This window comes from Paramesorhizobium deserti, assembly GCF_001558695.1.
In the GTDB taxonomy this organism is placed as follows: Bacteria; Pseudomonadota; Alphaproteobacteria; order Rhizobiales; family Rhizobiaceae; genus Paramesorhizobium; species Paramesorhizobium deserti.
Genome location: NZ_LNTU01000038.1, coordinates 190,144 through 210,273, shown reverse-complemented (window position 1 = coordinate 210,273; position 20,130 = coordinate 190,144). Strand labels below are relative to the sequence as shown.

Below are 20,130 nucleotides of genomic sequence, written 5' to 3'. Positions count from 1 at the left end.
TTATGGTCGAATTGACGCATCTTCGCATCGATGCTGATTTACAACAAAATTCAGAGAGAGAAGATGTCTTGGCTCTTTATATGGATACTTACAATACTTTGTCTCGGGATGCTTTTTCACGGGTTGCTCGTACGCGGACGTTTTTACCAGTATCCATTCATTGCTGCGGGAATATTCCTCACCTTTATTCTACCGCAGCTACCCGGATTGGCTAATAGTCGATTTATTCCGGATGCCAGTCTTTCGAAAACATTAGCGTTTTCATCTATCTGTCTCGCAATGTGTGGAATTGGCTGGAGCGTTGGGTTACGAACAAGCCCTCTGAAGGATCACGCGTTCAGCGAATATCGCTTATTGAAGGCGGCAGGATTTCTATCGCTTGTTGGCGCTTACTTCTTCTTTGAATTTGGCCGCCTGCCCGACGACGAACGCCTACGGGGTATCCTGACAGGCCGAGCCGTTGCTTACCTGTTCTTTGCAAAACTACTTACATATGGCTTTGCCTTGGCGTTGATATGCTATGCACATCGCAGGTCTTTATTTGCACTTTACATCATATTGTTTGACTCCGCCTTTTATCTAGAACGCATTTTTATTGCCGGGCGGCGTGGGGAAACGGCGGAATTCTGCATTCTTATCGCACTTGCATTTTGGTTTCAAAGGCGGCGAGCCGTTCCAAGAACTGCCGTGGTTGCCGGACTTGCTCTAAGCCTGATCGGCTTGCTGGGAGCAGAGGAATATAGAAAATCGACCTGGTATGGCGAGACCACAAGCGGATGGAAGGCCATTTCGAATATTGACCTGCAAGAAAACTGGGAGCGCCTGCTGAAAGAAGGCGGACCAGAGATGGAAAATGCACTGATTGCCATCGAGCATGTTGATCAGAGCCAAACGTTCGATTTTGGTCTCCATCACTGGAATTCAACCATATTCAGCTATGTGCCTGCGCAACTTGTAGGAGCTAATCTCAAAAGGGCTCTTTTGATAAATCTGCCCTCTATATTCGGCAACCATACCCCACCGACCGGCTCGACAGCGACCGGCATGGCGGATGCGTTTGCGTCGTTTTGGTATTTTGGCGCCTTTAAATTCTTCTTGATAGCATTTCTCCTTGGAGGAATATATAATTCCGCCATTAACGGAAGCACTACAAGTCAAATTATATACATGCTTTCAGTTGTACCCGCTATATTGGTAATAACTCATTTCACAAATGAAATAGTTATTGCGTGGATTCATATGGTTATATTTCTATTTCCTGCCATATATTATGCAAGAATAAGTTCTAAGTCTGATCCATACGTGGAGCCATCGGTGCCGCATTATGGTTAAGATGTCTTCCACGCGCAACCTACTCATTCCCATTTTTATATCAGTGGCTTTGATAATAGGGGCGGAAATCAGCTTACGTTTAATTTTGGGGCTAGGTAATCCGCCTCTATTCGAATCCGATCCTGAGATCGGCTATCTGATGGTTGCGAACCAGGATGTGTACCGGCGCGGAGGCCGGATAAAAATAAACGCATTTCATCAACGCTCAAACGACCTACCCTTACATCCCGCTGATGGGGTCACGCGGATTCTTTTCTTAGGCGACTCGATAACATTCGGCGTGACTGGTGTTGACCAAACGCAAATCTTTTCTGAATTGGTAGGAAGTACGCTTCGTAGATCGGGCCAGAATGTCGAAGTGATGAACGCCTCCGCCGTATCTTGGGGTATTGGCAACGAATTTGCCTATGTGCGTCGGTTCGGCACATTTGGCAGTAAAATTTCCGTTTTACAGATAGGCTCAGCGGATCTGCTTCAACCAACAAGCACCGGTGATGGCGTGGGCGTAAACGCAGGTCAGCCGAGCCAAAAGCCTTTCAGTGCGATTGGTGAACTCTTTGAGAGAGTTTTAATCCCACGCCTGATGATTTTCATGGGCTTGGAAGATCAGGGAAATGAACCCGCCCCCTCAGATCGAGACTGGCAATTCCAGCAAAATATGCAACATTTCGCCAACTTGATTGCGACGATTAGACGACAGAATTCGTTACCACTCGTCGTGATCATGCCCACATTGTTTGAGATGACCTCGGAGATCGATCCGGAACTGCAGTTATACGCGCCCTACCGCAGTCGCTTTCAAAGGTATCTCCAGCAACTGGCGGTACCATTCATTGACGTATGGGAACCGTGGCTCCGCGATCCGAACGTCGATTCCTACTACACTGACGGCACGCACCTGACTGCTGCTGGCAATCGGGCTCTCAGCAAGGAAATAGTAGCCGCGATCAACAGGCTCTAATCCTGCGCCCAAGAGACCGCTTGTGCGTTTCCACCATCAGCGCCGCTGTTATGAGCAATCTGCCGGACCCGCTACAGGTTGGGTGATCTGAATTCACCCCGGCTACCCTTTCTTCCATGCGGCCGACATCAATATGAAGATTATCCCTCTCCTCAATCCCATTGCACCAAATTTTGAAAGATGCGCTTGGCTGCTTCTGATATCGACCACCTGTCCCTGTAAAAAATGTGACACCGGCCCGATCCAAAACTTCGAAAGAGTATAACTTTAAATATAGGTTATCCCTATTCGAAAATATTCGTTCTATTTCTATCTCATCTGAGTTTTACTTCGAAAAGGCCTCCAATTCTGGCGGTCAACACGTTGAAGGCTATAAAATGTCGATCCTCGAAATCATGATGATAGGATTGGCGGCGGGAATGCTGGTGCTGACGCTGATCCTCGCATTGACCGAAGTGGTATAGCTTGCCGCAGTCTCGTCCTTCGGCTGGCAGACCCTGTTCTCCGAACCGCTTGTGCGCTTTCGACGCATGATTCTTCCGGAGATGCCACGCGACTGCCTTTTCCAGCGCGGCCGGGATGGGTATGAGATTGGCCCCTTTTCATCACCCGAATCTGAAATTCGTCTCATTTTCAGACCCGCTCCGAACGAACAAATTCACCACATCAGCCTACGGATTTGGAAATGCGCTTCGTCCAGCCTGCCTTTTATTTGTTCCTTGCGCTGCTGTTTGCTTACATCTCCTACGAACGCTATTGGCGCTGGCGAGACTGCATCGCCCAGAGTTCATCAAGTTGCGGGACGCCAGACGGCGCCAACCTGACGGCAAGCGGATCGTTGTGGATTCTCCCAGCCGGCCTGTTCCTGATATTGGCCGCCCTGTCTCTATGGAAAAAGCTGCGACGCTGAAATCTCGCATTGACCTTTGCTTCGGACAGCCACTGATTTTGCCGGCTATTCGTGGACAGTCGCCAAGCCGCGGATCATTTCTGCAAGAACCAGGCGCAGATCATCTGAATTGGCCCCCGTTTCCACCGCGAGAGCCGCGCGATCGAAGGCAGCGCCAAGCAACGTGGTGAGCGCATCCAGCGGCAGGGGACGGATGGCGCCCTCCTCCATCGCCGCCTGCAATCCCTCGCGCAAGGTGCGGTTTCCATGGTCGTTATCGATCTCGTCCATGGCGACGCGCCCCAGAACAGCCGGCCCGTCGAGCAGGAGGAGGCGCGTACGACCGGGAACCGTCATTGCATCGAGGAAGCCATTGCCGCCCGCGATCAATGCCTCGATCGGCGCGAGCGCAGGACTGGCCTTTGCGTCGATCTCCTCCGCCACCCGTCGGGCCTCCTGCTCCGCCACGGCGCGAAAAAGCGCCTGCTTGTCCGCAAAATGGTGATAGAGCGCGCCGCGCGTCACTCCAGCCGCCTCGACAATTTCTGGCGTGCCGGTCTCCGCATAGGACTTCTCCACAAAAAGACGCCGCGCCGCCTCGATGAGCTTTTCGCGCGTCTCTTCGGAACGCTCGCGATTGGAGCGGCGCATTTTGATCTCTTGCATACATGCAGCCTGTATGTTAACTACAGATACATGCAGACTGTATGTGAAATTGTCTTGGAAAGGAAGACCCATGCGATCGACCAGCTATTATCCCGTGATCATGACTGACGACGTGGCGGCCACGGCCGCCTTCTATCGTGACCATTTCCGCTTCGAGCCGAAGTTCGAAAGCGATTGGTATGTGCATCTGCAATCACGGGAGGATGAAGGCATCAACCTCGCAATCCTTGACGGGCACCACGAAACCATTCCGGAAGCGGGGCGGGGGCAGGTTTCGGGCGTGATCCTCAATTTCGAGGTCGATGACGTCGACGGTGAATATGAGCGGGTGAAAAGCGCGGGGCTGCCGATCCTGCAGGAACTGCGTGATGAGGCTTTCGGACAGCGGCATTTCATCACCGCCGACCCCAATGGCGTGCTGATCGACATCATCAGGCCGATCCCGCCCACAGCGGAATTCGCCACGCAATATAGCGCGGACGCACTGCCGCAGGACCAATGACGGGAGAGCCCCCTCTCCCATCCCGCAAGCATTAACCCCATCAAGCCAGCTGAGGTTCGCTGGCCGCGCTCTGCGTCACGTGCTGAACGAAGGCCTGCACGAAATCCGTGGCCACGGGCGAAGGACCGCGTTGCGGCGGGAACACGGCGGCGAAATCGAAATCGATCTTGGGCAGGAACGGCCGGCTGACCACGCCACGGCCGGAGAACTCCGCCGCCGTGAACGGATCGCAGATCGCGACGCCCAGGCCCGAGGCCACCATGCCGCACATGATTTCGGAGAGCGCCGTCTCCACGCGCAGGATGCGGGATACGTTGTGTTTGGCGAAGATCGTATCGATCAGGTGCCGGCTCGAACTGCCAGGTGTCAGCGAGATGAAGTTTTCGCCCTCGAAATCATCCGGCGTGATGATCTCTCTTTCCACAAGTCGATGCTCCTCCGGCATGACGGCCACCCGCGGCAGCGCGGGCATCTGCACGATGGGCAATCCGGCATGGGCGATCGGCACTTCGGCAAAGCCGACGTCGCATTGGAGATTGAGCACCCAGTCGACCACGATCGGGGAGATCACCCCGAACAATGAAAGATTGAGATTGGGCCGCTCCATCAGAAATTTGCCGGCAAAGCGGGGCATGAAGCCGTTCGCCAAAGCCGGAAGAGCGGCGACACGCAACATGCCCGTACGGCGCGTACGTATTTCCTCCGCGGCTGTGACGATGCGGTCCAATCCATGGAACGATCGTTCGACCTCTGTATAGAGCGCACTTCCCGCAGCGGTCGGCACCAGGCCGCTGCCCTTCTTCTCGAAAAGCGGCATCTTGAGCGCGCTCTGCAGATCGCGAAGCATGCGGCTTACCGCCGGCTGGGTCACGCCCATATGGCTCGCCGCCGCCGTGACGCTGCCCGACAGCATCACCGCCCGGAACGCTTCCACCTGCCGCAGATTCACGCGCGCCATGACTTCCCCTCATAATATTTGGTTATGCAAAGCGTACCATTATGAATTTGACGGTCAAGCGACGGTTTGGAATGGTTCCAAGGCAGGGGAAGGCACAACCTAAAAAGCAAAACGTGCCAGCGATCCAAAAATGAGAGGAACGATCAATGAAACTATCCGGGTTTCTTGCGGCTGCGAGCGTTGTGGCGCTCACGGCTACCTTCGGACCGGCTTCGGCTCAGGATAAGACGCTGTATGTCGCGGGTTATGGCGGTTCGTTCGAAAAGACGATGCGCGATGAGGTCATTCCGGAGTTCGAAAAGAAACATGGGGTAAAGGTCGAATATGTCGCCGGCAATTCGACCGATACGCTCGCCAAGCTACAGGCGCAGAAAGGCAATCAGCAGATCGACGTGGCGCTGCTCGACGACGGCCCGATGTATCAGGCGATCGAGCTCGGTTTTTGCAAGACGATCGATGAGCTTGCAACCAATGATCTCTATGATGCCGCCCGCTTCAAGGACGATCGCGCCGTCGCCATTGGCCTCGTCGCCACGGGCCTGATGTATAACAAGGATTATTTCGAGAAGCAGGGTTGGGCCGCGCCCACCTCTTGGGCCGATCTGGAGGATCCGAAATACAAGGGCATGATCGTCATCCCGCCGATCAACAACACCTATGGCCTCTATACGCTTTTGATGTTCGCCAAGATGAACGGCGGCGGCGAAAACGATATCGAACCGGGCTTCAAGGCGATGACCGAAAAGGTCAACGACAATGTGCTCGCCTACGAGCCCTCGCCCGGCAAGATGACGGAACTCTTCCAGTCCGGTCAGGCCGTGCTGGCTGTGTGGGGGACAGGGCGCGTCCAGTCCTTCGCCAATACCGGCTTCCCCGTTGATTTCGTCTATCCGAAAGAAAAGGCTGTGACCCTGCTTGCTTCGGCCTGCCCGATCGAGAAGCCAGACGCTTCGCCGCTTGCTTCGGATTTCATCAAGGCAATGCTGGAATCCAAGGTGCAGCTCGTCCTCTTGCGCGACTATGGCTACGGCCCGGTCAACAGACAAGTCGAGATCCCCGAAGGTCTCGGCAAGATGGCTCCGATCGGTGATCGCGTCAACGCGCTCTACAACCCGGACTGGGCGGCTATCAACCCGCAGCGCGAGGACTGGACCAAGCGCTGGAACCGTGAGGTCGAGCGCTAAAACCCGCTTCCTCAAAAGAGGGCCGTCGGCACCGGCTGCCCAAGCCGGTGCCCTCCAGTTCATTCGTATTACAGGGAAACAGCACTGCACATGGCCTTTCTCGCTCTCGACCATGTCAACAAACGCTTTGGCGATCATATCGCCGTCGAGGATTTCACCCTTTCGGTCAAAAAGGGCGAATTCATCTCGCTGCTTGGGCCTTCCGGCTGCGGCAAGACGACGACGCTGCAGATGATCGCCGGTTTCGTGGATCCGACCGCCGGTTCCATTCATCTGGAGGGACGCGACCTCTTGAGCACGAAACCGGCGCAGCGCGGCCTCGGTATCGTGTTCCAGAGCTATGCGCTCTTTCCGCACATGACGGCGTCTGAAAACATTGCCTTCGGCCTTGAGATGCGTGGCATCGCCCGCGCGGAACGGGAAGGGAAGGTGCGCGACGCACTCGCCATGGTGGGGCTCGATGGCTATGGTGACCGTTATCCGCGTCGCATGTCCGGCGGGCAGCAGCAGCGCGTGGCGCTGGCTCGTGCGCTCGTCATCAAGCCCGACGTTCTGCTGCTCGACGAGCCGCTTTCCAATCTCGACGCCAAGCTGCGCGAGGACATGCAGATCGAATTGCGCCAGATCCAGCGCAATCTCGGGACCACTACCGTTCTCGTCACCCACGACCAGACCGAAGCCATGGCGCTGTCGGACCGTATCGTGGTGATGAGCAAGGGCCGCATCGAACAGATTGGCACGCCGCAGGAAACCTACGAGCGCCCGGCTTCCGCCTTCGTCTCGCAGTTTCTGGGCAAGACCAACGAATTTCCTGCTGAAATCCGCCTGTCTGACGGGGCGCAGAAGCTCATTTTCGGCTCCTGCGAATGGCAGGCGCCGGCGGGGCCGTCCGGCCCGGTCACCGTCACGGTGCGTCCGGAGAAAGTAGGCTTTGCCTCGCCAAAGAGCGACAGCCTTAAGGGCCGTGTCGTGAGCCGTATTTTCCAGGGCAATCACTGGCTGTTCCAGTGCGAGACCGAATGCGGGCCCGCGATCGTCGTGCGCCAGAACAATGGCGAACCCCAGCCGGAAGAAGGTGAAACCGTTTCTCTCATCTGGCGTAAGGACGATATGGGCCTTCGTCGCGCGGGGGAAAGCCGATGAGCGCCGCCGCTCCAGCCAGATATCCCGTTCCCTGGAAGCTGCTCCTGCCCGCCCTCATGCTGTTCATCGCGGTGGTGCTGATCCCGCTCGCGATGACGATCATGCTCTCCTTCCACAAATGGGGACAATATACCGGCATCGAACCCGTCTTCATTCTCGAGAACTGGCGGGAAATCTGGTCGGATTCCTATTTCCATGAGATGTTCCTGCGCACCTTCCGCATCGCCGTCGCGGCGACGCTCCTGACCGCGATCTGCGGTGCGCCGGAAGCCTATATCCTGAACCGCATGCGGGCGCCGTGGAAAGGCATCTTTCTGCTGATCATCCTCGGGCCGCTGCTGATTTCCGTCGTCGCGCGCACGCTCGGGTGGGCGCTGCTCTTCGGTGGACAGAACGGCATCGCCAACAAGGCGCTGATGTCGATCGGCCTGATCGACACGCCCATCCCCTTCATGTTCACCGAGACCGGTGTCATTATCGCGCTTGCGCATGTGATGATGCCGTTCATGGTGCTTTCGGTCTGGGCAGCCTTGCAAAGGGTGGACCCGCAGATCGAAAATGCTGCCATGTCGCTAGGCGCCGGTCCGCTCACCATCATCCGCCGTATCATCCTGCCGCAGATCATGCCGGGTATCCTTTCCGGCGGTATCATCGTCTTCTCGCTATGCGCCAGCGCCTTCGCCACGCCCGCGATCATTGGCGGAAGACGCCTGAAGGTGGCCGCCACGCTCGCCTATGACGAGTTTCTCAACACGCTGAACTGGCCGCTCGGCGCCGCTGTCGCGGTGTTGCTTCTGATGGCCATCGTGCTGATCGTCGTCAGCAGCAACGCCCTTATCGAACGCCGTTATGCGGAGGCTTTCCGATGAGCAAAAACGGACCGGTCGCCCTTATCTTCCACACGCTCTTCGTGATCTTCATGCTCGCGCCGATCGTGGTGGTATGCCTTGTCGCCTTCACCCCGGAGGGCTTTCTCTCCCTGCCCGTCAATGGCTTCTCGCTGCGCTGGTTCCGCGCCATCGCCAGCTATCCGGAATTCATCAATGCATTCTGGGTGAGCCTGTGGCTCGGCGCGGCATCCTCCCTGATCGCGCTTTTCTTCGCCATACCCGCCGCGCTCGCCATCGCGCGCTACCAGTTCCCGGGCCGCGATGCGCTTTCGGCGCTGTTCCTTTCGCCGCTGATGATCCCGCATGTGGTGCTGGGCATCGCCTTCCTGCGCTTCTTCACCCAGGCAGGCATCGGCGGCACGTTCACGGCGCTGATCATCGCCCACGTCATCCTGGTTTTTCCGTTCGCGCTGCGCCTGACGCTTGCGGCGGCGACCGGCATGAACCGCTCCGTCGAGATGGCCGCAATCTCGCTCGGAGCGGGCAGCTGGACCCTGTTCCGGCGGGTAACGCTGCCGCTCATCCTGCCCGGTGTCGTCAGCGGCTGGGCGCTCGCTTTCATCCAGTCCTTCGATGAGGTTACCATGACAATCTTCCTCGCTGCCCCCGGCACCGAGACGCTTCCGGTACGCATGTTCCTCTACGTGCAGGACAATATCGATCCGCTCGTAACGTCTGTCTCCGCCTGCGTCATCGCGATCACCATGGCCGCGCTGATCCTGCTCGACCGTATCTACGGACTGGATCGCGTCCTCGCCGGGCATAGCGACCGCAGCAGATAAGGAGAAACGTAAAGATGTCCAGGGAATATGACGTCGCTGTCGTCGGCGGCGGGCTGCTCGGCTCGGCCATAGCATGGGGCCTGGGCCGCATCGGCCAGCGGGTCTGCGTGCTGGATGAAGGCGATATCGCCAAGCGCGCCTCGCGGGCCAATTTCGCTCTCGTCTGGGTGCAGTCGAAGGGTCTCGGCATGCCCGCCTATACGAGATGGACGGTGCATGGCGCGCGGAGCTGGCCAAGGCTTGCGGCCGAACTGCAGGAACAGACAGGGCTCGATGTCTGCCTGCAGCAGAATGGCGGTTTCCACATTACGCTCAGCGATCAGGAGCTGGAGGGCCGCGCCGAGATTTTCCGCAAACTGCGCGCTCAGCCCGGCGGCGTCGACTACAAGATCGAGATCCTTGACCACGCTCAGATGAAGCAAATGCTGCCGCATATCGGGCCAGAAGTGACAGGCGCGAGCTTCTGTCCGCTCGATGGTCATGTGAATTCGCTGCGCACCTTCCGCGCGCTGCATACAGGCCTCGCCCGCTTCGGCGTCGAATACCGGCCCGAACACGCGGTTTCCAATATCGTTTATGAAAACGGCGCGTTTCGTCTCACGACGGCGCAGGGCGATATCGCGGCCGGCAAGATCGTGCTTGCCGCCGGCAATGCCAATCAGGTGCTTGCGCCGATGGTCGGGCTGGAAGCGCCGATGGGTCCTACCCGCGGGCAGGTGATCGTCACCGAACGCACCCAGCCTTTCCTGCCACATCCGGTTTCGACCATCAGGCAGACCGACGAGGGCACGGTGATGATCGGCGACAGCAAGGAAGATCTCCTCGACGATACCGTCACCAACAAGGGGATCACCTCGGTCATGGCCGACCGTGCGGAACGGATGTTTCCGCTTCTGGGGCGGCTCAATGTGGTGCGCAGCTGGTCGGGCATCCGCGTCATGCCGAAAGACGGTTTCCCGATCTATGAGCAATCGGAAACCTGCCCCGGCGCCTTTGTCGCCTGCTGCCATTCCGGCGTGACGCTTGCCGCCAATCACGCCTACGAGATCGCTCCGATGATTGCCGCCGGCGCGCTGGACGAGACGAGGCTCGGCGCCTTCACGGTGAAGCGTTTCGAGAAGTCCGAGGCCAAATCGAGTGGATATTACTGACGCGGGGCATGGGAGAAGCTGCATGTTCAAACGCATTGAAGAGGACCGGAGAAAACCGGTCGAGATCACAGTCGAAGGACAACGTGTCACGGCGCGCGAAGGCGACACGGTGGCCGCCGCGCTGCTCGCCTCGGGCCTCGATGTACGCCGCCGGACCGCCGTCAGCGGCGCGCCGCGCCTGCCCTATTGCATGATGGGCGTCTGCTTCGATTGCCTCGTCACCATCGATGGCGTCGGCAACCGCCAAGGCTGCCTCGTGCCGGTGCGCGAAGGCATGAAAATCGAGATCCAGAAAGGCAGAAGGGAGATCGGCCGATGACTCCAGCACGCGATGAGTATGATGTGGCGGTGATTGGCGCTGGTCCGGCCGGCCTCGCGGCGGCCGCACTGACGGCGAAAGCCGGTCTTTCCACGCTCCTTCTCGACGAAAACCAAGGTCCGGGCGGGCAGGTCTGGCGGGCAATCACCACCACGCCCGTTCAGGACAAGACCCTGCTCGGCAAGGACTACTGGGCCGGAAAGGAGCTGGTGGAGGATTTGCGCAAGAGCGGCGCGGAAATCCTGCAGGGCGCGACGGTCTGGAGCCTCGACCGCAATCTGGAGATCGGCATTTCGGTGGGTGGCGGCGCCTGTCTCATCAAGGCGAAGCGCGTCATCATCGCAACCGGCGCGCTGGAGCGTCCCTTTCCCATCCCCGGTTGGACATTACCGGGCGTGATGACTGCGGGCGCGGCGCAAACCGTGCTCAAATCCTCGGGACTTCTACCGGAAGGCAGGACGGTCATCGCCGGCCAGGGGCCGCTGCTCTGGCTCCTGAGCGCGCAAATCCTGCGGATGGGCGGCAAGATTGATCTCGTGCTCGACACCACCGACAAGCGCAATTACCGTCGCGCCCTCCCCCATGCGGCGGCCTTCATCACCTCGCCCTATTTCCTGAAGGGTCTCGCCATGATGCGGGAGGTCCGCAGGAAAACGCGGGTTGTCAGCGGCGTCACCAGCCTCGTGGCCTCGGGCGAAGGCCATGTCGAGAGTCTTAGCTTCGAGGCGAAGGGCAAGAAGACGACCGTTCCGGTGGATGTGCTACTCCTCCATCAAGGCGTCGTGCCCAATGTCAATCTCGCCATGTCGGCGGGGGTGAAGCACCATTGGGACGATATTCAGCTCTGCTGGGCCCCGGAACTGGATGGCAAAGCCGAAACCTCCGTACCGGGCGTCCACATCGCCGGCGACGGCGCGGGCATCGGCGGCGCACTTGCAGCCGTCGCGCGCGGACGCGTCGTCGCCCGTGCCGCGATCGATGCATTGAAGCCGGATGCCGGCGCAAGCCTGCCGAGCGCGGCGGACCTGAAAACCGCTGTCGCAAAGGCGGAAAAGGGGCGCCTCTTCCTCGATCTCCTCTTTCGCCCCACGAAACAGTTCCGCATTCCGTCAGACGACACCATCGTCTGCCGCTGCGAGGAGGTGACGGCGCAGGATATCCGCGACAGCGTCGCGGTGGGCGCGACGGGCCCCAACCAGCTGAAGGCCTATCGGCGCGCCGGCATGGGCCCCTGCCAGGGCCGGCTTTGCGGCCTGACCGTAACCGAACTCATGGCCGAAGCCCGTAGCAAGACGCCGGAGGAGATCGGCTATTACCGCCTGCGCGCGCCGGTCAAGCCGATCATGCTCTCGGAGCTCGCCCGATTGCCGAAGACCGACGAGGCGACCAAGGCGGTGGTGCGCTGATGATCACGCGGGCGGATGCCATCATCGTAGGCGGGGGTATTCACGGCTGTTCGACAGCCTTGCATCTCTGCCTGCGCGGCCTCCGCCCGGTGCTGATCGAGAAGGACTATGCTGGGCGTCACGCCTCCGGCGTCAATGCCGGCGGCGTGCGTCAGCTTGCCCGCCACATTGCCGAAATCCCCCTCTCCATCCGCTCGATGGACATCTGGGAAAATATCGGCGATCTCCTCGACGACGATTGTGATTTCGACAATCACGGCCAGGTGTTGGTGGCCGAAAACGAGGAAGAGCTCGATGCCTGCCGCGACCGCGTGGCCGAACTCAATCGGCACGGTTTCACCCATGAGGAACTGATCAGTGCTGCGGAATTGCGCCGATTGGTACCGGCGGTCGCCGAAACCTGCCCCGGTGGCATCGTCTCGCGTCGCGATGGCGTCGCCAATCCGGCCCGTACCACCACCGCTTTCCGCCGCAAAGCGGGGCGGCTGGGTGCAACCGTTCGGGAAGGTGTTGCCGCCACCAACATCCGCCAAGAGAATGGCCTATGGCGTGTCGATGCGGGCGGAGAGACATTCGAGGCGCCCATCCTGGTCAATGCCGCAGGCGCCTGGGCCGGACGCATCGCCGCCGATCTTGGCGAGCCGGTGCCCATGAAGGCTGTCGCGCCGATGCTGATGATCACCTCGCGCGTGCCTGATTTCATCAAGCCGGTGGTCATTCTGCGCGGCCGCAAACTCTCCTTCAAGCAATTCCGCAATGGAACCGTCCTGATCGGCGGCGGCCATCTCGGAACGCCCTATCCCGAAACCAACGAAACCGTGCTCGACTGGGCAAAATTGCATGAGAGCGCGGAAACCGTGTTCGCGCTCTTCGCCGTGATGCGCAACGCGACGATCGTGCGCGCCTGGGCGGGCATTGAAGCCCGCATGGAGGACGATCTTCCCGTGGTGAGCCGAAGCAGCAAGCACGAAGGTCTCTACCATCAGTTCGGCTTTTCGCTCCACGGCTTCCAGCTCGGTCCCGGCACCGGGGCCGTCATGGCGGAAATGATCACCACCGGCAAAACGAACACGCCAATCAATGATCTTGCGATCGACCGTTTCACCGGCCGTTCAGCGGTCTGACTTCAGCTCAAAAACAGGAGAAATCAATGACGATCACGCGCAACATCCGCACGCCCATCATGCATCGCGCCGTCGAGGCCAACGGCTTCGTCTTTGTCGGCGGCACCATCGCCGACGACACCAGCGTGTCGATGGGCGAGCAGACCCGCAACATTCTCGGCAAGATCGCTTCCTATCTCAAGGAAGCCGGCACCGACATCCCCAAGGTTGTTTCGGCGTCGATCTTCGTCACCGATCTTTCCCATAAAAAGGAGATGGACGCGGTCTGGACCGAAGTCTTCGGCGAAGACCTGCCAGCCCGTGCCACGGTCGGCGTTGCCGATCTCGGCGGCGGCGCGCTCATCGAAGTCGTGGTGACCGCGCTGAAATCCTGATCCGCCTCAAGGCGGAGCGGCATGGGCGGCTCCGGAGTGATTTTCGGCCAGATCGAAAACCACTCCGATGCTTCGCGGGAGTTGCCCATGCCGTCATCGACTGTTTCAAGCTGCCTGAAACTGTTGAACCTTGACGGCCTGCCCGATCCGGGCGCGCGCTGCCTCGATGGCCTCTGCGCGAACTTCCGGGCCGAATGCAAGCTTCTCCGCTCTGACGAAAGTGACATCGGTAATTCCGATGAAGCCAAGCAGATTGCGCAGATGCGGTTCTTGGGAATCCATTATTTGCGCCGGGCCTTCACTATAGAGGCCGCCTCGCGTCAGGACGACGATCGCCCGTTTGCCGGTGACAAGACCTTCCGGCCCGGCTTCCGTATAGCGGAAGGTGACGCCTGCCCGCAGCACGTAGTCGAACCACGCCTTCAGTGTTGACGCCATGCCGAAATTATACATCGGCGCACCGATGACGATAATATCTGCAGCTTTTAACTCTGCGATAAGTTCATCCGAGAGCTTCTGGGCGGTAGCCTGCTCGGCATTCGCCGGTTCGGCGCCGCGTATGGCGGTTGCCGAGTCAACGGTCAGGTGGGGAACCGGATTGCCGCCGAGATCACGCGTGGTGACTTCGATACCGGGATCCTGTGAACGCAAATGCGAGACGGTCTCGTCGACCAGCTGATTGGAAACGGAGGCGTCGCCCAGCACACTGCTGGTGAGAACGTGAACTTTCGACATTGGGATGCTCCTGATCAATGTGGTGGCGATAAAATAGTGATGCAAATTGCGCACCAGAATGCTTAAAATGAGCACCAAACTGTTGCTCTCACAGGAACACTTTCATGATCGATCTGGACGATATGCGGTGCTTTGTGGAAGTCGTGGAAAATGGCGGCTTCAATCGCGCCGCAGTGCATCTGGGCATTTCCAAATCCATCATCAGCCGGCGCATTGGGAAGATGGAGGCCGATCTCGGTACCCGGCTCCTGAACCGGACGACGCGCGGAATCAGCCCGACGGAAGCGGGGCTCGAGTTCAAGGCGCGCAGTGAACGTATTCTTGCCGAGTTCGACGAGGCGCGCGAGGCGGTGACCCAGCATAGCGGAGAAGTGGTCGGCCGCTTGCGCCTGTCTCTACCTCTATCTTTCGGCGTTCGTCATGTCGCCCCTATACTGGCGGATATCAGCAGGCGTCACCCAAGACTTGAGATGGACGTATCTTTCACCGATCGGATCGTCGATCTGATCGGTGAAAGATACGATGCCGCCATCCGTATCGGCGTGCTGCAGGATTCAAGCCTGGTGGCCCGCAGAATTGCTCCCGCCCGGTCCCTGGTGGTCGCCAGTCCGGATTATCTCGCCCGTAACGGACGACCGGCCATGCCGGCGGACCTCACAAGGCACGAATGCCTCATTTATACCGGTCGCAGTAGCCCTGAATGGAAATTCCGCTCCGGCAAGCGATGGATTGCGGTGCGCCCAACCGGTCGTCTTCGTTCGGACAGCGGAGAAACCATCATCGAATGGGCCAAGGCGGGACTGGGCATCGCCGAAACACCGACCTTTCTGCTTGCCGATGAGATCGATACCGGCGCACTCGAGCCACTGCTCATCGACTATCCGACTCCCGAATTCGGCATCTATGTCGTGCGCCCACCGGGGACCAACGTCCCGGGCAAGGTGAGGCTCCTGATCGATACGCTTGTCGAGCGTTTCGGTGGCGAACCGCACTGGGATCGGTGCCTGATGAAGTGTCGGTGAACGGAGCAACTGCGGCGGCGTTGCTCGGCCGGCAACGCCTCGTTCCCCGTCAGGGGACTACAAAACCGCCAGTTGGAATTCATACTCGCTCTCCGCACGAAAACCAATAATAACCAATGTGCTTCGACCAGAGGAGAATCATATGAGTCAACGTTCCCTGACAGCTGGAGGCTGGTGGCTTCACGCCATCGTGCTCGCCCTCGTCATCATCGCCGAGTTGATTGGCATCCGGAAAATCTCGATCGGAATCGGAACGGTCGTATTCCTTCCCATCCTTTATGCGTTCGCGATGGGAATTGCCCTCAATCCCTATATTTTCAAAAAGATGGCCGCGCTCATTCCGCCGAAGGCCGTCAAGCTGTCGGGAACGATGATCACTATCGCCATCATGCCGTTCATCGCGAAATTCGGCACGACCGTCGGGCCGCAGATCGAGGAGATCATCAAGGCCGGCCCGGCGCTCATCCTGCAGGAGATCGGAAATCTGGGAACGATATTCATCGCTTTCCCGATCGCGGTGTTCCTGTTGCGCATGGGACGCGAATCCATCGGCGCGACCTATTCGATCGACCGTGAGCCGAACCTTGCCGTCATCGCGGACAAGTTCGGCCTCAACAGTCCGGAAGGCGCGGGCGCAATGGGCGTCTATGCGACGGGAACACTGATAGGAACCTTCGTCTTCGCCATCATGCCTCCGCTCATCCATGGCCTCGGCTGGTTCGACATGCGGGCCCTCGCCATGTCCTGCGGCGTGGGTTCGGGCAGCATGCTCGCCGCCTGCACCGGCAGCCTGGTTTCCATCATGCCGGAGCAGAAGGACGTCATCCTGGCCCTTGCCGCCGCGAGCAACATCCTCACCTACGCGACAGGCCTCTATGTCGGATTGTTCGTCGCGCTTCCCCTGACGGAGTGGCTCTACAAGAAGTGCCGCCCGCAAGACGCCGCAGCCCGATAGGAGGAAACCATGAGCCTCAATACCGCAAACACCTCTTCCGCCGAACAGTCGCTTCCGCTGCATGGCGAGGACGAACGCAAGATCGACGTCGCCCGCTATTCCGTTCTGCTTCTGATCGTATCGATCATCGGCCTCGTCTCGAACTGGGTCGGCACGGGAACCGATCCGCTCACCGCGCTGCCCGGCATGGCGATCCTCTATATCGTCTCAGTCGCCGGACTGTTCCTCGCCCGCTTCGTGCCGTTCTATCTGCCTAGCGTTGCCTGGATTTCTCTCTTGGCGATCGTCGTCACCATTCCCGGCATTCCCGGCGCGGAATGGGTTGTTGCCAAGGTCGAAGCACTGAATTTCCTTGCTCTGGCGACACCCGCACTCGCCTATGGCGGCCTTGCCCTGACCAAGGGAGAATTCGACATTGCGCGAAAGTCCGGCTGGAAGATCGTGATTGTCGCGATCTGCGTCATGCTCGGCACCTATCTTGGCTCCGCCGTGATCGCGGAAATCATGCTGCGCGTCAGCGGCTGATCTGACAGGATAGATGCGGCGGTCTACGCCGCATCTGCCGGAGAAAGGAACACAGAATGGGTGAGCCCCGCATTCCCGGAGCGGAAATCGAAGAAGCGGTGGAATGGCGTCATCATCTGCACGCCAATCCCGAACTTGCATTCGAGGAGCATGGAACGTCTGATTTCATCGCCCGGAAGCTCTCCGAATGGGGTTATTCCGTCAAAACCGGCTACGGAAAGACGGGGGTCGTTGGCTCGCTGCAGCGTGGCACGTCCTCCAGGGCCATCGGCATCCGTGCCGATATCGATGCGCTGCCCATCCTCGAGTATTCCGGTGTTCCCTACGCGTCGAAGACATCAGGCAGAATGCACGCCTGCGGTCATGACGGCCATGTGGCGATGGCCCTTGCGGCGGCGCGGGCGGCAAGCCGCTTTCAGTTTGATGGCTCCGTCCACTTCATCTTCCAGCCGGCCGAGGAAAGCGAAGGCGGCGGACGCGCGATGGTCGAGGACGGGCTTTTCCGCGACTTCGCCATGGACGACATCTACGCAATGCATAACTGGCCGGGCCTCGATCTCGGGCGCTGCGTCGCCAGGGACGACGAAATGATGGCGGCCTTTGGCACCTTCGAGATCAAGGTCCGAGGGCGCGGCGCGCACGGAGCCATGCCGCATGAGGGCGCGGACCCGATCGTGGCCGCCTCCCAGATCGTCTCCGGCCTGCAGACGATCGCCAGCCGCAATGTCTCGCCGCTGCAGTCCGCGGTCGTTTCCGCTACCCAGATCCATGGCGGCGATGCCTGGAACGTCATCCCGGAAGAGGTCGTGATCCGCGGGACGACCCGCTGGTTCGACGAAGATGTCGGCCGGAAGATCGCCGAGCGCATCGGCGGGCTCGCCACTTCGGTGGCGACAGGCTTCGGCTGCACGGCGGATGTCGACCATACCGCGCGATATCCGGCGACGATCAATAATCCGGACTGCGCGCGGTTCGTGCGCGAGCTCGGTGCCCGCGTCAACGGAATCGAGGTCGTGGACGCCCTGCCGAGCATGGCAGCCGAGGACTTCGCTTTCATGCTGCGTGAGATTCCTGGCTGCTATTTCTGGCTCGGAGCGCGAAAGGACGGCTCCAATCCGGGCTTGCATTCGGCTTATTTCGATTTCAACGACAAGCTCCTTCCGCTCGGCGCGGACATGTGGGTTTCGCTGGTAGAGGAGCGGCTGCGCGCTGCCTGACGGATTTGCCACCGGCAAGGTGTTGCTCCCACAGCAACGCTGATTGACTCGTGCTGTCTCCTGGCCCACGCTATTCCCATGGAAACACTGGATGCCAAGGCGCTGCGGATTTTCATGGCGGTGGTGCGGTTCGGCTCGATCCGCAGCGCCGCGGAGAGCATGAATGTGGCGCCTTCCGTCGTCAGCCGGCAGATCGCCGAGACGGAACGCAATATCGGCCTGCCACTATTCGACCGAACGAGCCGCGGCGTCGAGCTTACCGACGCAGGGCAGCTCGTTCTCGACCACGCCAGGCGCGTGGTTGAAGATCATGAATTGCTCGCCGAGCAGCTCGATCAATTGCGAGGTGTCCAACAGGGCCGCGTCCGCATATGCTGCGGCGAGGGCTTTCTTGGCGACCTCATCGAGAATGGTATGAAACCGTTCGTCGCGGTCTACCCTACCATCAGATATGATGTGCAGCTCGGCAGCACCGAGCATATCCTCGACAGCGTGGCGAACGGCGATACAGATATCGGCATCGCCTACAATCCACCGATCGATACGCGCATCCGTTCGCTGGCGATTTCCCGGCAATCGCTCTGTTTCGTTGCACCGCCTGGCCATCCGCTGCTTTCGCGAAACCGGATAGCACTCGAGGAATGCCTCGCAACGCCCTGTGCGATGCTCAGCAAGGGCCATGGCGTCACCCAGCTCGTGGAACGCGTTGCCGCCGATCGTGGCGTGGCGGTTGCGCCGCTGCTCGATACACCCTCGATCGACATTCTGCGCCGTTTCGTCAGTGCAGGCCTGGGCGTGACATTTCTCCCGAGGTTCGCTGTCACGACGGAGCTATCGCGGGGTATTCTGGGCGTCGTCGAGCTTTCGGACCCACTGCTCTTCGAGGCCAGCGCGCATTTGATGGTGAAGGCTCGCAGGAGACTGCCGGCATCCGTGGAAAAATTGGCGACCTATCTGGCCTCGCAGATGTCGGCTTTCAAAAGCTGAGCATCACGTTGCTCCCCCGGCAACGCCTTGTTCCCGGATCATCGTCTACCACCTCCTTTGCTTTGATGCGACCTTGCCGACCATGTTGGCGGCTGACCAAGGGAGTTCACCGTATGTCAAAGGAAAAGCAGACAATCGTCGGCGTCATCGGATTGGGCAGCATGGGGCTCGGCATGGCGCAGACCCTGGCGGGAAAGGGCTTCGAGACACTGGGCTTCGATCTCTCCGATGAACGCAAGGCGCTTGCCGAAAAGTCGGGCGTTGTCCCCGTCAACGGCATCGCCGATGCTTTCGAGCGAAGCACATTCCTGGTGTTCTCATTGCCCACGGCCAAGGATGTCGCCAGCGTCGTCAACGACCACATTGATACCCTGAAAAACCGCCATGGCGACCGCGTCATCATCATCGACACCTCCACATCGGAGCCCGATGTCAGCCGCGAGTTGGCGCTCCGGCTCAACGCCCTCGACCACGGCTTCCTGGATGCTCCCGTCAGCGGCGGCCCTGGCGGCGCGGCGTCGGGCAAGCTCACCATGATGATCGGCGGCGCCGAGGAAGATGTCGCGCTGGCCCGCCCGGTGATCGAGGCGATGGCGGCAAAGGCACTGCATGTCGGCCCCAGCGGCGCCGGCAATGTCGCGAAGCTGGTCAACAATCTGCTTGCGGCAGCCCACATGATCACCACGAAGGAAGGGCTGAAACTCGCCTTCTCCGCCGGCCTCGATCCGGAAGCGGCTTTAAGGGTGCTCAACGCCGCCTCGGGACGCTCGATGATCAGCGAGGTGCATTTCCCGACCTGGATCATGTCCAACACATTCAACAGCGGCTTCTCCATGGGGCTAATGCGCAAGGACGTCCGCCTCGCACGGGAACTTGCCGCCCGGACTGGCGTGAATCTGCCCGTCGCCGATCTGGTCGCCGAACTCTGGGCCGACGCCGCGGAACTGGAGGACAAGGACGACTTCACACGAATGGGCGACTTCCAAACGTCAAAGTAAGGGTGAGGAA

At 59.5% G+C, this 20,130-nt stretch carries 23 protein-coding genes; 19 read left to right on the top strand and 4 right to left on the bottom strand.

What is annotated here, in order from left to right:
* The first annotated feature begins 63 nt into the window (after nt 1-63).
* Both ATN84_RS22015 and ATN84_RS22010 read left to right on the top strand, forming a co-directional pair.
* The gene (locus ATN84_RS22015) at nt 64-1,332 is read left to right on the top strand and encodes a hypothetical protein (RefSeq protein ID WP_153020339.1); all 1,269 of its coding nucleotides are present in this window, start codon (nt 64-66) and stop codon (nt 1,330-1,332) included.
* Nucleotides 1,325-2,293, top strand: coding sequence for an SGNH/GDSL hydrolase family protein (locus ATN84_RS22010; RefSeq protein WP_068884652.1), 969 nt, complete (start codon nt 1,325-1,327; stop codon nt 2,291-2,293). Before ATN84_RS22015 ends, ATN84_RS22010 begins: the two co-directional genes overlap by 8 nt.
* Nucleotides 2,294-2,663: 370 nt before the next feature.
* Here the strand turns inward: ATN84_RS22010 and ATN84_RS27360 are convergent, their stop codons facing one another.
* Nucleotides 2,664-2,825 (bottom strand): hypothetical protein, encoded by a 162-nt coding sequence (locus tag ATN84_RS27360; protein ID WP_161939610.1) that lies wholly within the window; start codon nt 2,823-2,825, stop codon nt 2,664-2,666.
* 153 nt (nt 2,826-2,978) lie between these two features.
* Between ATN84_RS27360 and ATN84_RS26430 the strand changes: the two genes are divergently transcribed.
* The gene (locus ATN84_RS26430) at nt 2,979-3,203 is read left to right on the top strand and encodes a hypothetical protein (protein WP_082766434.1); all 225 of its coding nucleotides are present in this window, start codon (nt 2,979-2,981) and stop codon (nt 3,201-3,203) included.
* A gap of 45 nt (nt 3,204-3,248) precedes the next feature.
* Here ATN84_RS26430 and ATN84_RS22005 read toward each other — a convergent pair whose 3' ends face one another.
* Nucleotides 3,249-3,848: a TetR/AcrR family transcriptional regulator gene (locus tag ATN84_RS22005; RefSeq protein WP_068884651.1), complete on the bottom strand. Its 600-nt coding sequence runs from the start codon at nt 3,846-3,848 to the stop codon at nt 3,249-3,251.
* A 70-nt stretch (nt 3,849-3,918) separates the two neighbouring features.
* Here ATN84_RS22005 and ATN84_RS22000 point away from each other — a divergent pair, with 70 nt between their 5' ends.
* On the top strand, nt 3,919-4,350 hold the full coding sequence (locus ATN84_RS22000; protein ID WP_068884650.1) for a VOC family protein: 432 nt from the start codon (nt 3,919-3,921) through the stop codon (nt 4,348-4,350).
* A gap of 40 nt (nt 4,351-4,390) precedes the next feature.
* Here the strand turns inward: ATN84_RS22000 and ATN84_RS21995 are convergent, their stop codons facing one another.
* Nucleotides 4,391-5,308: a LysR substrate-binding domain-containing protein gene (locus ATN84_RS21995; protein WP_068884649.1), complete on the bottom strand. Its 918-nt coding sequence runs from the start codon at nt 5,306-5,308 to the stop codon at nt 4,391-4,393.
* 146 nt (nt 5,309-5,454) lie between these two features.
* Here ATN84_RS21995 and ATN84_RS21990 point away from each other — a divergent pair, with 146 nt between their 5' ends.
* From ATN84_RS21990 to ATN84_RS21950, 9 genes are all read left to right on the top strand, one after another.
* Nucleotides 5,455-6,492, top strand: coding sequence for an ABC transporter substrate-binding protein (locus tag ATN84_RS21990; protein ID WP_068884648.1), 1,038 nt, complete (start codon nt 5,455-5,457; stop codon nt 6,490-6,492).
* 90 nt (nt 6,493-6,582) lie between these two features.
* The gene (locus tag ATN84_RS21985) at nt 6,583-7,635 is read left to right on the top strand and encodes an ABC transporter ATP-binding protein (RefSeq protein WP_068884647.1); all 1,053 of its coding nucleotides are present in this window, start codon (nt 6,583-6,585) and stop codon (nt 7,633-7,635) included.
* Nucleotides 7,632-8,504, top strand: a complete 873-nt coding sequence (locus ATN84_RS21980) for an ABC transporter permease (RefSeq protein ID WP_068884646.1) — start codon at nt 7,632-7,634, stop codon at nt 8,502-8,504. Before ATN84_RS21985 ends, ATN84_RS21980 begins: the two co-directional genes overlap by 4 nt.
* Entirely contained in the window at nt 8,501-9,307 is an 807-nt protein-coding gene (locus tag ATN84_RS21975; RefSeq protein WP_068884645.1) for an ABC transporter permease, read from the top strand. Before ATN84_RS21980 ends, ATN84_RS21975 begins: the two co-directional genes overlap by 4 nt.
* A gap of 14 nt (nt 9,308-9,321) precedes the next feature.
* Nucleotides 9,322-10,458, top strand: coding sequence for an NAD(P)/FAD-dependent oxidoreductase (locus ATN84_RS21970; protein WP_068884644.1), 1,137 nt, complete (start codon nt 9,322-9,324; stop codon nt 10,456-10,458).
* A gap of 22 nt (nt 10,459-10,480) precedes the next feature.
* Nucleotides 10,481-10,777: a (2Fe-2S)-binding protein gene (locus tag ATN84_RS21965; RefSeq protein WP_068884643.1), complete on the top strand. Its 297-nt coding sequence runs from the start codon at nt 10,481-10,483 to the stop codon at nt 10,775-10,777.
* Nucleotides 10,774-12,183 carry an FAD/NAD(P)-dependent oxidoreductase gene (locus ATN84_RS21960; RefSeq protein WP_068884642.1) on the top strand — a complete coding sequence of 470 codons (1,410 nt, stop codon included), beginning with the start codon at nt 10,774-10,776 and terminating at the stop codon, nt 12,181-12,183. The genes ATN84_RS21965 and ATN84_RS21960 overlap by 4 nt, the downstream gene beginning before the upstream one ends.
* On the top strand, nt 12,183-13,307 hold the full coding sequence (locus tag ATN84_RS21955) for an NAD(P)/FAD-dependent oxidoreductase (protein WP_068884641.1): 1,125 nt from the start codon (nt 12,183-12,185) through the stop codon (nt 13,305-13,307). The genes ATN84_RS21960 and ATN84_RS21955 overlap by 1 nt, the downstream gene beginning before the upstream one ends.
* A 26-nt stretch (nt 13,308-13,333) precedes the next feature.
* Nucleotides 13,334-13,681, top strand: a complete 348-nt coding sequence (locus ATN84_RS21950; RefSeq protein ID WP_068884640.1) for a RidA family protein — start codon at nt 13,334-13,336, stop codon at nt 13,679-13,681.
* Between the two features lie 105 nt (nt 13,682-13,786).
* Here ATN84_RS21950 and ATN84_RS21945 read toward each other — a convergent pair whose 3' ends face one another.
* Nucleotides 13,787-14,416 (bottom strand): FMN-dependent NADH-azoreductase, encoded by a 630-nt coding sequence (locus ATN84_RS21945; protein ID WP_068884639.1) that lies wholly within the window; start codon nt 14,414-14,416, stop codon nt 13,787-13,789.
* 104 nt (nt 14,417-14,520) lie between these two features.
* Here ATN84_RS21945 and ATN84_RS21940 point away from each other — a divergent pair, with 104 nt between their 5' ends.
* The 6 genes from ATN84_RS21940 to ATN84_RS21915 all read left to right on the top strand — a co-directional run bounded on the left by ATN84_RS21940 (nt 14,521) and on the right by ATN84_RS21915 (nt 20,120).
* Nucleotides 14,521-15,438: a LysR family transcriptional regulator gene (locus ATN84_RS21940; protein ID WP_068884638.1), complete on the top strand. Its 918-nt coding sequence runs from the start codon at nt 14,521-14,523 to the stop codon at nt 15,436-15,438.
* Nucleotides 15,439-15,580: 142 nt separating this feature from the next.
* Nucleotides 15,581-16,393, top strand: a complete 813-nt coding sequence (locus tag ATN84_RS21935) for a DUF3100 domain-containing protein (RefSeq protein ID WP_068884637.1) — start codon at nt 15,581-15,583, stop codon at nt 16,391-16,393.
* A gap of 9 nt (nt 16,394-16,402) precedes the next feature.
* The gene (locus tag ATN84_RS21930; RefSeq protein ID WP_068884636.1) at nt 16,403-16,918 is read left to right on the top strand and encodes a hypothetical protein; all 516 of its coding nucleotides are present in this window, start codon (nt 16,403-16,405) and stop codon (nt 16,916-16,918) included.
* 56 nt (nt 16,919-16,974) lie between these two features.
* On the top strand, nt 16,975-18,135 hold the full coding sequence (locus ATN84_RS21925) for a M20 aminoacylase family protein (RefSeq protein WP_068884635.1): 1,161 nt from the start codon (nt 16,975-16,977) through the stop codon (nt 18,133-18,135).
* A gap of 78 nt (nt 18,136-18,213) precedes the next feature.
* Complete coding sequence (locus ATN84_RS21920) at nt 18,214-19,122, top strand: LysR family transcriptional regulator (RefSeq protein ID WP_068884634.1); 909 nt, start codon at nt 18,214-18,216, stop codon at nt 19,120-19,122.
* A gap of 113 nt (nt 19,123-19,235) precedes the next feature.
* Nucleotides 19,236-20,120, top strand: coding sequence for an NAD(P)-dependent oxidoreductase (locus ATN84_RS21915; RefSeq protein ID WP_068884633.1), 885 nt, complete (start codon nt 19,236-19,238; stop codon nt 20,118-20,120).
* Nucleotides 20,121-20,130: the final 10 nt, after the last annotated feature.

Excerpts from the sequence above, each read along its gene's own strand:
- ATN84_RS21920 (WP_068884634.1), top strand. The coding sequence starts at position 18,214 with ATGGAAACACTGGATGCCAAGGCGCTGCGGATTTTCATGGCGGTGGTG.
- ATN84_RS21960 (WP_068884642.1), top strand. The coding sequence starts at position 10,774 with ATGACTCCAGCACGCGATGAGTATGATGTGGCGGTGATTGGCGCTGGT.
- ATN84_RS21935 (WP_068884637.1), top strand. The coding sequence starts at position 15,581 with ATGAGTCAACGTTCCCTGACAGCTGGAGGCTGGTGGCTTCACGCCATC.
- ATN84_RS22000 (WP_068884650.1), top strand. The coding sequence starts at position 3,919 with ATGCGATCGACCAGCTATTATCCCGTGATCATGACTGACGACGTGGCG.
- ATN84_RS21995 (WP_068884649.1), bottom strand. The coding sequence starts at position 5,308 with ATGGCGCGCGTGAATCTGCGGCAGGTGGAAGCGTTCCGGGCGGTGATG.
- ATN84_RS21950 (WP_068884640.1), top strand. The coding sequence starts at position 13,334 with ATGACGATCACGCGCAACATCCGCACGCCCATCATGCATCGCGCCGTC.
- ATN84_RS21970 (WP_068884644.1), top strand. The coding sequence starts at position 9,322 with ATGTCCAGGGAATATGACGTCGCTGTCGTCGGCGGCGGGCTGCTCGGC.
- ATN84_RS22015 (WP_153020339.1), top strand. The coding sequence starts at position 64 with ATGTCTTGGCTCTTTATATGGATACTTACAATACTTTGTCTCGGGATG.
- ATN84_RS21945 (WP_068884639.1), bottom strand. The coding sequence starts at position 14,416 with ATGTCGAAAGTTCACGTTCTCACCAGCAGTGTGCTGGGCGACGCCTCC.
- ATN84_RS27360 (WP_161939610.1), bottom strand. The coding sequence starts at position 2,825 with ATGCGTCGAAAGCGCACAAGCGGTTCGGAGAACAGGGTCTGCCAGCCG.
- ATN84_RS21965 (WP_068884643.1), top strand. The coding sequence starts at position 10,481 with ATGTTCAAACGCATTGAAGAGGACCGGAGAAAACCGGTCGAGATCACA.
- ATN84_RS21925 (WP_068884635.1), top strand. The coding sequence starts at position 16,975 with ATGGGTGAGCCCCGCATTCCCGGAGCGGAAATCGAAGAAGCGGTGGAA.
- ATN84_RS22005 (WP_068884651.1), bottom strand. The coding sequence starts at position 3,848 with ATGCAAGAGATCAAAATGCGCCGCTCCAATCGCGAGCGTTCCGAAGAG.
- ATN84_RS22010 (WP_068884652.1), top strand. The coding sequence starts at position 1,325 with ATGGTTAAGATGTCTTCCACGCGCAACCTACTCATTCCCATTTTTATA.
- ATN84_RS21940 (WP_068884638.1), top strand. The coding sequence starts at position 14,521 with ATGATCGATCTGGACGATATGCGGTGCTTTGTGGAAGTCGTGGAAAAT.
- ATN84_RS21930 (WP_068884636.1), top strand. The coding sequence starts at position 16,403 with ATGAGCCTCAATACCGCAAACACCTCTTCCGCCGAACAGTCGCTTCCG.
- ATN84_RS21915 (WP_068884633.1), top strand. The coding sequence starts at position 19,236 with ATGTCAAAGGAAAAGCAGACAATCGTCGGCGTCATCGGATTGGGCAGC.
- ATN84_RS21975 (WP_068884645.1), top strand. The coding sequence starts at position 8,501 with ATGAGCAAAAACGGACCGGTCGCCCTTATCTTCCACACGCTCTTCGTG.
- ATN84_RS21990 (WP_068884648.1), top strand. The coding sequence starts at position 5,455 with ATGAAACTATCCGGGTTTCTTGCGGCTGCGAGCGTTGTGGCGCTCACG.
- ATN84_RS26430 (WP_082766434.1), top strand. The coding sequence starts at position 2,979 with ATGCGCTTCGTCCAGCCTGCCTTTTATTTGTTCCTTGCGCTGCTGTTT.
- ATN84_RS21980 (WP_068884646.1), top strand. The coding sequence starts at position 7,632 with ATGAGCGCCGCCGCTCCAGCCAGATATCCCGTTCCCTGGAAGCTGCTC.
- ATN84_RS21955 (WP_068884641.1), top strand. The coding sequence starts at position 12,183 with ATGATCACGCGGGCGGATGCCATCATCGTAGGCGGGGGTATTCACGGC.
- ATN84_RS21985 (WP_068884647.1), top strand. The coding sequence starts at position 6,583 with ATGGCCTTTCTCGCTCTCGACCATGTCAACAAACGCTTTGGCGATCAT.